The organism is Phyllobacterium zundukense (assembly GCF_002764115.1).
Classification (GTDB): domain Bacteria; phylum Pseudomonadota; class Alphaproteobacteria; order Rhizobiales; family Rhizobiaceae; genus Phyllobacterium; species Phyllobacterium zundukense.
Genome location: NZ_CP017943.1, coordinates 428,782 through 440,147 on the forward strand (window position 1 = coordinate 428,782; position 11,366 = coordinate 440,147).

The 11,366-nt window shown below is 57.1% G+C and carries 8 protein-coding genes and 1 pseudogene; 8 read left to right on the top strand and 1 reads right to left on the bottom strand.

All coding sequences use genetic code 11. From position 1 onward, the window contains the following. The first annotated feature begins 5 nt into the window (after nucleotides 1-5). From BLM14_RS27730 to BLM14_RS27765, 8 genes are all read left to right on the top strand, one after another. Nucleotides 6-1,190 carry a malate--CoA ligase subunit beta gene (locus BLM14_RS27730; RefSeq protein ID WP_100003267.1) on the top strand — a complete coding sequence of 395 codons (1,185 nt, stop codon included), beginning with the start codon at nucleotides 6-8 and terminating at the stop codon, nucleotides 1,188-1,190. 13 nt (nucleotides 1,191-1,203) lie between these two features. Then, complete coding sequence (gene sucD, locus BLM14_RS27735) at nucleotides 1,204-2,103, top strand: succinate--CoA ligase subunit alpha (protein WP_100003268.1); 900 nt, start codon at nucleotides 1,204-1,206, stop codon at nucleotides 2,101-2,103. Nucleotides 2,104-2,939: 836 nt separating this feature from the next. Then, the gene (locus tag BLM14_RS27740) at nucleotides 2,940-4,796 is read left to right on the top strand and encodes a branched-chain amino acid ABC transporter ATP-binding protein/permease (RefSeq protein WP_100003269.1); all 1,857 of its coding nucleotides are present in this window, start codon (nucleotides 2,940-2,942) and stop codon (nucleotides 4,794-4,796) included. 16 nt (nucleotides 4,797-4,812) lie between these two features. Continuing rightward, nucleotides 4,813-5,976: an ABC transporter substrate-binding protein gene (locus BLM14_RS27745; RefSeq protein ID WP_100003270.1), complete on the top strand. Its 1,164-nt coding sequence runs from the start codon at nucleotides 4,813-4,815 to the stop codon at nucleotides 5,974-5,976. A gap of 14 nt (nucleotides 5,977-5,990) precedes the next feature. Beyond that, complete coding sequence (locus tag BLM14_RS27750; protein ID WP_100003271.1) at nucleotides 5,991-6,695, top strand: ABC transporter ATP-binding protein; 705 nt, start codon at nucleotides 5,991-5,993, stop codon at nucleotides 6,693-6,695. A gap of 9 nt (nucleotides 6,696-6,704) precedes the next feature. Continuing rightward, on the top strand, nucleotides 6,705-7,589 hold the full coding sequence (locus BLM14_RS27755) for a branched-chain amino acid ABC transporter permease (RefSeq protein WP_100003272.1): 885 nt from the start codon (nucleotides 6,705-6,707) through the stop codon (nucleotides 7,587-7,589). 88 nt (nucleotides 7,590-7,677) lie between these two features. Further along, nucleotides 7,678-8,859: an acyl-CoA dehydrogenase family protein gene (locus tag BLM14_RS27760; protein ID WP_100003273.1), complete on the top strand. Its 1,182-nt coding sequence runs from the start codon at nucleotides 7,678-7,680 to the stop codon at nucleotides 8,857-8,859. A 113-nt stretch (nucleotides 8,860-8,972) separates the two neighbouring features. Further along, complete coding sequence (locus BLM14_RS27765; RefSeq protein ID WP_207795630.1) at nucleotides 8,973-9,521, top strand: flavin reductase family protein; 549 nt, start codon at nucleotides 8,973-8,975, stop codon at nucleotides 9,519-9,521. 640 nt (nucleotides 9,522-10,161) lie between these two features. Here the strand turns inward: BLM14_RS27765 and BLM14_RS27775 are convergent. Continuing rightward, nucleotides 10,162-11,275: pseudogene (locus BLM14_RS27775) on the bottom strand (IS630 family transposase). Nucleotides 11,276-11,366: the final 91 nt, after the last annotated feature.

Below are 11,366 nucleotides of genomic sequence, written 5' to 3' on the forward strand. Positions count from 1 at the left end.
ACGATTTGGACATTCACGAATATCAGGCCAAGGAACTTCTGTCCCGCTACCAGATCCAAATTCCGCGCGGCGGGCTGGCCTACAGCCCCGAGCAGGCGGCCTATCGCGCGAGCGAGATCGGCGGCGACCGCTGGATAGTGAAGGCGCAGATCCATTCCGGCGCGCGCGGCAAGGCGGGCGGCATCAAGCTCTGCTCCTCTGACCATGAGATCGTCGAGGCTGCCGATGCCATGCTGGGCGCCAAGCTGGTGACGCACCAGACTGGGCCGCAGGGCAAGCTGGTCAGCCGCCTCTATATCGAGGAGGCGATGGACATCGAACGCGAGATCTATCTCGGCTTTGTGCTCGACCGCAAATCCGAGCGTATCATGATTATCGCCTCGTCCTCGGGCGGCATGGAGATCGAAGAGATCGCCGAGGCTGAGCCCGACTCGATCATTCGCGCCACCGTCGATCCCGGCGTTGGCATGCAGGACTTCCAGGCCCGCGAGATCGCATTCGGGCTGGGCATCGACAATGCTCTGATCGGCCGCGCGACGCAGACGCTGCTCGGTTGCTATCGCGCCTTCGTCGACTATGACGCCGCAATGTTGGAGATCAATCCGTTGGTCGTGACCCGCCGCGGCGACCTCGTGGCGCTCGACGCCAAGATGAGCTTCGACGAGAACGCGCTCTTCCGACGGCCGCACATTGCCGAGATGCGCGACAAGAGCCAGGAAGACCAGCGCGAGACCTTCGCTTCCGACCGCGGCCTCTCCTATGTCGGTCTCGACGGCAATATCGGCTGCATCATCAATGGTGCGGGGCTCGCCATGGCGACCATGGACATGATCAAGATCGCCGGAGGCGAGCCCGCGAACTTCCTCGATATCGGCGGCGGCGCTTCGCCTGAACGCGTGGCTAAATCCTTCCGCGCCGTGTTGCGGGACAGAAACGTCGAGACGATCCTCGTCAACATCTTCGCCGGCATCAACCGCTGCGACTGGGTCGCCGAGGGCGTGATCAAGGCGCTCAGGGAAGTCGGCGTCCCGGTCCCGCTCGTCGTCCGGTTGTCGGGGACCAACATGGAGGAAGGCCGCCGCATCCTCGCCAAGTCAGGCGAAGATATCATCGTTGCGGAAACGCTTGCGGAGGCTGCCGACAAGGCCGTTGGCGCGTGGCGCGCCTTCGCCGCAAACAAGGCTGCTTGAGGGAGTTCGAGACATGTCCATTCTACTCGACAAGAATACCCGCGTCATCGTACAGGGCTTTACCGGCAAGATCGGCAGCTTCCATGCCGAGGACATGAATCGCTATGGCACCAATGTCGTCGGCGGCGTCACCCCCGGCAAGGGCGGCCAGACTCATCTCGGCATGCCGGTCTTCAATACGGTGAAGAGCGCGGTGCAGGAAACCGGCGCGGACGCCTCGATCGTCTTCGTGCCGCCGCCCTTCGCGGCCGACTCCATCATGGAGGCGGCGGATGCCGGTATCCGGCTCTGCGTCTGCATCACCGACGGAATTCCCTCCCAGGACATGATCAGGGTCAAGCGATACATGAGGCGCTATCGCTACGAGGATCGCATGACCCTGATCGGGCCGAACTGCGCGGGCATGATCACACCGGGCCAGGCGATGATGGGAATCATGCCGGGCTCGATCTACCTGCCGGGCCGCATCGGCATCGTCGGCCGTTCGGGCACGCTCGGCTATGAGGCGGCAAGCCAGATGAAGGCGCTCGGCATCGGTGTATCGACTTCGGTCGGCATCGGCGGTGATCCAGTTAACGGCTCGTCCTTCAAGGACATGCTGGAGCTCTTCGAGAAGGACCCGAACACCGATGCGGTGCTGATGATCGGTGAGATCGGCGGTCCGCAGGAAGCTGAAGCCGCGACCTGGGCGCGCGGCAATATGAAGAAACCGCTGATCGCCTACATCGCGGGTCTCTCCGCACCAAAGGGTCGCCGCATGGGCCATGCCGGCGCGATCATCTCCGCCTTCGGGGAATCGGCGCAGGAAAAAGTCGAGATCCTCAAGAGCGCCGGTGTGACCATTGTGCCGACGCCGTCGTCCTTCGGCGCCACGGTGGCTGGCGTTTTGCAGCGTCGGCCGGATGCCGCTTAAGCGCGGAAGACCCTAGTGCCGGCGACCCTGCGCCGGCATCTTCGGGTAAGCGTGCTTTCGTCCACGGCTAAGCCAGCAAGCATAAATGCGGCACCCGAATGTTCCAGGGATGAGTGAATAATTTCAGAGCCAATGCCAAGCATCTCAATCCGATGCTGTATAGATACTGTCTGCTTGCACTTATCCGTCACGAGTGTGAGTTATTTTGTAAGATCTTTCATTTTTCTCCGTAAATTGACGGAAAGACAAACGGACAGCCGCAGCACTCGAGACATAGACCAACCCCAATCGGGGACTTTCTGTCCTAGGCGCCAGGGAAGGTGGGTGGCTTCCCGCCACGCTAGATAGGTGGCGCGCGGATGCGTTCTAAATCACGGTCTGGCTCTCGCTCAATATGCTTCACGCTCTCTCCGCGTCTATGTGATTTCTTCCTGCGCCAGAAGAGGAGAGCGGCATTCTATTCAGCGCAACCCCGATGACTAATGGCCCGTACGTAGAGCCCCCCCGGTTTGCAGCCCATCCTGGTGATTGCTGGCGCGTCAGACCCCAGCCGCCGACCCTCCACCTGGACCAAGTATATAACCAAAAAAGCGGCCGATCTTGGGCTTGAACGCGAGCCGTAATGACCTGTTGGCCGAGAGCGCGGAGCTGACAGCGCCGACGGTTTTCCCATTGACCTGATATCCAAGGCGTAAAGGAACGTCACCACGATGACGAAGAAATGGGTGTAACTTTCTCTGCATTAATTTACGTTTAGCGAAATGATGTAATCATATTGACATCGGAAGTCGCATGTTCAATAATCTGTCACAAAGGAACACGAGGAGCCGACATCTATGGTCAGTACCCGCATCAAAATAGCGATTACCGATGCGTTGATTCTATCTCTGATGCTGGTGGTGATCGTGATATGTGCCGCTACTCTGTTCGGTTCGAATGGAGCTCGCATAGCAACGTCGATGTCTATTGTTGTCACCGCCTGCGTGGGTCTACAGATCTTCTCCGGCAACACCGGCATAGTCTCGTTCGGTCCTGCGGCTTTCGCAGGAGTTGGTGCCTATACGGCTGGCATCCTCACCATGAGCCCAGTGATCCAGAAGACGGCTCTTCCTCACCTTCCGGCATGGATGGCCGGGTATGGCCTTTCTATTTGGCCATCATTGTTGGTTGCTGCTGTATCAGGATTAATATGGGCTGGCGTGAGCGGAGTAGTTATGCGTCGGCTCTCCGGCTCGGCTGCGTCAATCGCGACGCTGGCGTTGCTAATCATTACCTACACAGTATTGGTCGCGACGAAGGATATTACGAGGGGGAGTCAAACGTTTTACGGCGTCCCACGTAATACCACCCTGGTAGTGGCGGTGATCGTCGCGGCCCTAGCGATTGCGACTGCGCGGGTGTTCCGTGATACAAGAAGTGGACGTGCCGTCCGCGCCACCCGAGAAGATGAAATAGCGGCGGGCGCAGTCGGAGTAGACGTTCGGGAGGCGAGACTCAAGGCTTGGCTGTTGAGTGGAACTATCCTATCAGTTGCTGGTGCCTTGATGGCTCAGTTTTTGGGTGCTTTCGGTCCGAAGGACTTCTATTTTGAATTCGGCTTCCTACTGATCTCAATGCTTATCGTAGGGGGCCTCGGCTCCGTATCGGGTGCGTTGGTTGGTGTGGTCACGATCACAACGATCACTGAGTTTCTTAGAGCGCTCGAAAGTGGTGGCAACATCCTCGGATTTACCGTGCCGCCGCTGTATGGACTACCCCTGATTGGGGCGGCGCTTGCAATGATCTTGGTGCTAGGAATTCGGCCTGCCGGACTTGTCGGCGGACGTGAGCTTGAGGTCTTGAAGCCACCAAGGCCCTCTACAACCGACGTACTCGAAGTGGTGAATCTATTCGGTCACCAGGTCTCGGAAAGCGCGCCCTCGCTAGTAGCCAATCAACTATCTCGCCATTTCGGCGGTCTCCGAGCCGTGGATGGAGTGTCCTTCGAAGCCAAAGCTGGTCTGATAACCGGGCTTATCGGTCCGAATGGCGCGGGCAAAAGCACACTAATCAACCTTCTGACAGGCCAGCTACATCCCAGCGAAGGCCACGTGGCTCTCGGGTCAGGCTTGATCGAAAAGAAGCTGCCGCACGCAATTGCACGCGCGGGCTTGGCGAGAACTTTTCAGAACCTACGAATCTTCGCTGACATGACGGTTCGTGAAAACGTTCTTGTTGCGGCTGAGGCATGCACTACAGATGCGTCCCTTGCTGCACGACGCACAGACGACGCGTTGCGCCGTTTTGGACTTGAAGAATTAGGTGACCGGCTGGCTGGTAGCCTTCCATATGGAAAGCGGCGTCTGGTCGAAATTGCCCGGGCGCTCGCCACTGGCCCCAGTTTTTTGCTGCTAGACGAACCCGCCGCAGGAATGAATCCGGCCGAGACCAAAGAACTCGTGACAAGGTTGGCAGCACTGCGCGCGGACACAGGTATGGGCATCCTTGTTGTCGAACACGATTTGCATCTCATCATGTCTCTTAGCGACTCTATCGTCGTTATTGATCGCGGTAAGCGCATCGCCTTTGGGTCGCCAGACGCGGTTAGAACCGATCCCGCCGTTATAGCAGCTTATCTCGGCAGTAAGAGAATGAGTGACGGACGAAAAAAACAACATAATGAGACTTCGGTCAGCGAAGCGAAAATCTCCTAAGAAGGGAACTCTAGACATGAACAATATTAAGTATCCGCGTGCGCTAGCAGGTTTCGCAGCAATGGCGCTTATGCTCGGAGCAGGAACATCATATGGCGCTGAATTCAAGATTGGTGCCGCCACCGCCCAGACCGGTGCGCTTGCACCATTCGACCAGCCGGGACTTGGCGGCTTCATGCTGGGGATCAAGGATCTCAATGCGAATGGTGGCCTCGGAGGCATGGCGAAGATCGTTGTTGAGGCTATCGATACCCGGTCAGACACAGCAGCGACGGTAAACGCTGCTCAGCAACTGATTGATAATGGCGCCCAGGTGCTGATTACACCCGCCGATGCCGATCCGTCTATCGCCGCAGGCCAAATCGCTCAGGCGGCGGGTATCCCGGTGCTTAACCTCGCGGGCTCTCCGACCCTTCCGCTGGCCGTCGGAGATTACATGTTCATCTCCTATCCTTCCAATAACCTTCAGGCATCCGCGCTGGCCACTTACGCCGTCGAAACTGGGTACAAGAAGGCTTTCATTCTGAAGTCGCCCGACACAGACTACACTCTTACATTCCCACAGTATTTTGCAGAGGCTTTTAAGGCCAAAGGCGGAACTGTGGTTGGTGAAGCGGTATACGCCATGGGGCAGCCCGATTTTTCTGCCGTGGTCGCGCAGATTAAGGGTATGGCCGAACAGCCTGACGTTATTATGACGGCAGCCTATGAACCTGACTTCCCTGCTTTTATTAAGCAATTGCGCGGTGCCGGCGTCACAATTCCGGTTCTGGGTTGCGACTCCATCGGCACTCCCACCGTCTATGGACTGGGCTCTGCCGTCGACGGCGTCATATATTCGTCTGCAGGCTTCCCTACGCCCGGAAGTAGTATGGAAGCATTCAACAAGCGGTTCAAAGACGAGACAGGCCGAGTCGCTGAGACCTCGTATGAAGCTTCTGGGTACGAACTTGCACAGTTACTGGATGCAGCGGCTCGACAGGCCGGGTCCGTTGAGCCATCCAAAATAAGAGACGCATTAGCAAATTTGAAGGATGTGCAAACCGTCCTCAGCAAGGTGACCTATGCTGGCACCGAACGTGTTCCGTTGCGAGACATAGCCATAATTCGAATTCACGGCGGAACTCCCACTTTCGTTAAGACGATCCGCCCCGCGGTGTCCGATATACCTAAGCCTTGAACGGAATAACACCAATGCTTCGCGTCGAGGGAATGAAAATACGCTATGGAGCGGTTGAGGCAGTTCATGGAGTTGACCTCTGGGTTTCGAAAGGTGAACTCGTGACGCTGATTGGCGCTAACGGTGCCGGCAAGAGCTCTATTCTTGCCGGTATATCCGGTCACGTCCCGCCATCTGAAGGAAAAGTTTCGCTATTTGGCGATCCAGTGACGGGTAGGTCCGCCGATGCGGTGGCCCGCATGGGCGTTGCTCTTACCCCGGAAGGCCGCCGAATTTTCGCACACCTCACCGTGAGCGAAAATCTCCACCTGGGTGGGGCGGCATTTGCAAGTGGCGAGGAACTTGCTGCCCGTCGCGAGGCGATGCTCGTCCGCTTTCCGATCCTTGCCGAGCGGATTGATCAAAAGGCTGGAAGCCTATCGGGTGGTGAGCAGCAGATGCTTGCGATTGCGCGATCGTTAATGAGCCAGCCTCGTCTGCTGTTGCTCGATGAGCCGTCACTGGGGCTGGCGCCGCAAACCATTGATAAGGTTTATGATCTTGTCGAAGAGCTGCAAAGAGAAGGACTGACCATTCTGCTTGTCGAACAAAACGTTGAACTAGCGTTATCGGTGGCGGATCGAGGTTACGTCATTGCAAATGGCCGTATCGCGCTAAGCGGCACAGCATCCGAACTCGCCGGGTCGGACCTTGTCCGACAGGCTTATCTGGCAATCTAGGAGGTTGAAATGGAATTCCTCCAATATGTGGTCAACATTCTGAGTTTGGGCGGTATTTACGCACTCTTGGCCCTTGGTCTGGCGATTGTATTTTCAATCGTCGGTCTGATCAATTTCGCGCATGGCGAGATAATGACGATATCGGGTTATCTTATCGTGCTTTCGTTGTCTCTCGGCATCCCTCTTCCGCTAGGTCTCATCATTGCGGTGGCCGGCGGCGCGGTCACCGCAATTCTCATGGACCGAGTAGCGTTCCGTCCGATGCGTTCTGCGTCGGTAACAACCCTCCTCATCACGAGTTTCGCAGTGAGCACCATCATCAAGGTGCTCCTACAAAATGGAGTTTCGGCTCGAGCAAAGCCTGTTGCGCTGCCAGAATGGATGTCTGGCACCGTCCAATTCTCAGGTTTTCAAATCGGTGTGGTTCCGTTGACGTCGATCATTCTAACGGTTGCCGTCCTGGTCTGTCTCGACATCTTTTTGCGGAAAACCACCTTGGGAATCGCGATGCGCGCCGCATCGGAAGATTTCGTGATGGTCAGCCTACTTGGTCTGCGTGCCAATACGGTTATTGCAACGTCGTTCGCGATTTCGGGCGTTCTCGCCGCTATTGCAGCAGTTTTGTGGGTTTCTCAGCGGGGTTCAGTAGATCCCCTCATGGGTTTCACGCCAGTTCTAAAAGCCTTTATTGCTGCCATCCTCGGAGGTCTCGGCTCGCTACGCGGCGCTGTGGCTGGGGGTTTTATCCTCGGCGGCCTAGAGGTCGGTTCGGAGCTTTTCCTAACTTCGGGCACAGCGCCCTACCGAGACGCCATTGTTCTGATGGCAGTGGTAGCGTTGCTGGTTGTCAAGCCAGAGGGCCTAATACCCGCCTCGCGCGCTCAGCGCTCGTAACTGTTGAAGAATTCACGACGATAATGAGCGGCGAACTTAGAGGGTCCATCTTCTCGTCGTCCATTTGAAGTATAACTGGGAGGTTAACATGGACACTATGATAACGAATACGGAACTCGTCGAAAATGCAAGAAAGCTGCGCGGTTTTTTGCGTGCCAATGCGGAAGACTCTGCATTGAACCGACGTCTTGCAATGGAGAGCGCAGCGGCCCTACGTGCCGGAGGCTTCTTGCAGGTTATGGTACCCCGACGCTGTGGCGGCTCGGAGGCTGACTTTCAAACATTCTGTCAGATTTGCGAGGAGCTGGCTCGAGGTGACAGCGCGGCCGGTTGGCTAACAATGATAGCTGGTAGTAGCGCGGCGTTGATGGGCCTTCTCCCCGATAAGACTCGCAGCGAAGTCTATGATGCAGACCCTCGGGCAACCGTGATCGGTCAATGGGCTCCAACCGCCAAATCCACGCCTGTTGACGGCGGATGGAAGTTGACGGGTAGATGGCCCTGGGCATCTGGTTGTTTCGAAGCTCAATGGAGTTTCGTTGGGTCGCCGGTTCCCGACTCGTCAGGCAAGATGGTCGACGTGAGACTAGCACTCGTTCCAACATCAGAACTGACCATTGAAGATACATGGCATGTCGCCGGCATGTGTGGAACTGGTAGCAACACATTCGTCGGCGATGACATTTTTGTTCCATCGCACCGTGCAATGCTCATGAGCGAATTAATCGCAGGTGTTACCCGGTCGGATCATTCGGACGAAGCTATTTACCGGGCGCCGCTTATCACCGCGTTGCCGCTGGCTATGTGCGCCACCGCTGTGGGAATTGCAGAGTCTGCTTTCGATCACACCCTGGAAAACTTAGAACGAGGAAAGCCCATCGTGGCGTCTTGCTATACGGACGCAAGGCAGTCTCCGAGCTACCAGTTGAATCTTGCCGATGCGCGCGGCGCTATAGACTCAGCAAGGCTACACGTAATGCGCGCGGCTAGTGACATAGATCGCTCGGTAGCCTCAGGAGTGCCGATGAGCGATCTTGAACGAGCACGTGTGCGGCTTGATGAAGCAGTTGCACAGAAACGTGTTCGCGAGGCCGTGGACCTACTGCTGAATATAGGAGGAGCTTCTGCTTTCATGCTCTCTAATCCTGTACAACGTATATGGCGAGACATTGAGACCTGTACACGTCATGCGTACATTAACGGCGACATCGGGCGCGAAATTTATGCGCGAGCTCTGCTTAACCTCGATCAGGTTAGTTCAAGCTTCTGAATCGGTATATAAAATACCTTAAAACAGCAAAGATCTTCACCTGCCACCAAAGCGAGCAGGTGGTTCGACCTTTCCCTGTTTATTCCAAAGCAGACCTTGGACTGGAGAATGTTATGCCAATCGATAAGAAAGATGCATTTCGCGAGGCAATGGGGCGGTTCGCCGGTGCGGTTAACGTTATCACCACCGAGGAGCACGGCGCGCCAAGTGGGTTGATCGCTACTGCGGTATGCAGTTTGTCTTTTGATCCCCCGTCTGTTCTTGTTTGTGTCAACAAAACGGCGAGTGCTCACGACGTGATTCTACGGCGAGGTGCGTTTGCAGTTAATCTACTGTCGCCTACCCTATCGCATGTCGCAAATCGATTTCAGACGCGAAAGGGTTCGGATCGATTTGAAGAGAGTTGTTGGGCGGCCGGCAAAACTGGAGCACCCCTGCTCAAGGGGGCTCCGATGGCGCTGGACTGCCGGCTTAGCCATACCTATGATGGCTATTCACACAGCGTCCTCATTGGTATTGTTGAAGATGTTCGGCTCGCCGAAGGAGATTCTCATAATTCTCTTCTTTGGCAAGGGCGACGGTACCACACACCTATAGAATTCGTGGAGCTGGTTCGTCGACCGGCTGACGTCCGAGTGGTGCTCGACGAGATGCTTTTCTAATGATTTTTTCACTTTTAAAACCATGAGAAAGGTCCAACAACTTCAAGTTCAGGGGGTCTGCAACTGCTCGCCGCGCTAAATCCCTGCAAGTCGAGTTGCACTCGAGAAGCAATATTCCACTAGTCTGACAATTGGGCTCTGGCACCTCTCCGAGTTCGCAAACTATGTTTAGGCCATTTAGCGTTTGCCAGGGATGTGCGGAACACTCCCTAGATCTCGCTGCGTCTGCTTGGGTAAGATTCTACCCTTAAGCCGCGGTTACCGCCATTGTAAGCGTCAGGTCGCGCACCTCTGTCCAGTTTGTTGCTATAAGGGTCGTCAGATGGGTGCCCCGATAAGGACTTCGAGTCGATCGTCGTAAAGGCGCACGCGTAGCCGATGTCCAATGAGCCGTGATGGCACGGTGTAAAAGACCTTGCGCAAGGTGAAGCCGCGGCTGCGCGAGCCCCGCACAACAACCTTTTCTCTGATGCGGGTTCCTGGAACCGGTTGCAGCGCCTAACGTTCAGATCCATGCGCTTGTGATAGCGGGCATTGCGCCGGCTGAGCTCACAACGTCCGCTACCGATATTCGGCGCCCACCGGGTTCGCTAGATGGGGACACCTTGTCGCTTAATATAACTTCGCCGCAGAGTTACCGCTAGCGCAAGAAACTCAGACGGCACACCAGGTCGGTGGATGTACTAGTGGCCAACGTCTGGTGCCCTCGGCTTGCGGCTGCGATGATTTTGTCGGGGTCGGCTTTCCAGCGGAAGGGTTTGGGGTCGGTGTTGTGGTCGGCGAGGTATCGGTTGATGGCGGCCTGCAGATCGACGACGCCGACGAAGGCGCCGCGTCTGAGGCGTCGCTTGGTCAGCGCGGCGAAGAACCCCTCCACCGCGTTCAGCCATGTGGCGCTAGTCGGCGTGAAGTGGAAGGTGACGCGGGGATGACGGGAAAGCCAGGCGATCACCATCGGGTTTTTGTGGGCTGCATAATTGTCGAGGATGACGTGGACGGCTTCTTCGCCGGCACGGCTTTTTCGATGGCGTTGAGGAAGCGGATGAATTCCTGATGGCGATGGCGCTGCATGCACCGGCCGATCACCTTGCCCTCCAGCACGTCGAGAGCTGCAAAGAGGGTAGTGGTTCCGTGCCGCTTGTAATCGTGGGTCATGGTGCCGGCGCGGCCTTTCTTCATGGGCAATCCCGGCTGGGTGCGATCCAGCGCCTGGATTTGGCTCTTCTCGTCGATCGACAGGACCACGGCTTGGGCCGGCGGGTCGACGTAGAGTCCAACGATGTCGCGCACCTTCGCCGCAAACTGCGGGTCGTTGGAGAGCTTGAAGGTTCGGATGCGGTGCGGCTGAAGCCCGTGCGAGTGCTAGACGCGCTGGACGTAGGAAAGGCTCACGCCTGCGGCCTTCGCCATCGCGCGGCCGGTCCAATGGGTCGTCTCGCCCGGCGGTTCGGCCAGCGTCAGGGCGACGATCCGTCCGGCCACTTCCGGCCCAAAGGGCTTGACGCGCGAGGGCCGGGTCTGTCGCGCAGAAGGCCATCGACGCCTTCCTCGCAAAACCGCTCCTGCCAACGCCAGACCGCCGTCTTGCTCATCGCCGTGTTCTGCATGATCGCCATCGTGCCGAGCCCATCCGCTGTGGCCAGCACAATCCTGGCGCGCCAGACGTGCTTCTGAGGGCTGTTGCGGTCCGCAACAATGGCTTCCAGCCGGTCACGGTCCGCGGTGGTCACTGTGACAACGATCCCGGTGCGCATCCTCTAGACTCGCACGCAAAACCGCCGACGGGAAACCACATTCGGACTCGACCGTCACATTCATTCCACTAGGACGCGACCGGATGGGGAT

Bases quoted from the DNA above. Each gene is read 5' to 3' on its own strand.
- BLM14_RS27740 (WP_100003269.1), top strand. From the start codon at position 2,940: ATGGTCAGTACCCGCATCAAAATAGCGATTACCGATGCGTTGATTCTA.
- sucD (WP_100003268.1), top strand. From the start codon at position 1,204: ATGTCCATTCTACTCGACAAGAATACCCGCGTCATCGTACAGGGCTTT.
- BLM14_RS27745 (WP_100003270.1), top strand. From the start codon at position 4,813: ATGAACAATATTAAGTATCCGCGTGCGCTAGCAGGTTTCGCAGCAATG.
- BLM14_RS27760 (WP_100003273.1), top strand. From the start codon at position 7,678: ATGGACACTATGATAACGAATACGGAACTCGTCGAAAATGCAAGAAAG.
- BLM14_RS27765 (WP_207795630.1), top strand. From the start codon at position 8,973: ATGCCAATCGATAAGAAAGATGCATTTCGCGAGGCAATGGGGCGGTTC.
- BLM14_RS27750 (WP_100003271.1), top strand. From the start codon at position 5,991: ATGCTTCGCGTCGAGGGAATGAAAATACGCTATGGAGCGGTTGAGGCA.
- BLM14_RS27755 (WP_100003272.1), top strand. From the start codon at position 6,705: ATGGAATTCCTCCAATATGTGGTCAACATTCTGAGTTTGGGCGGTATT.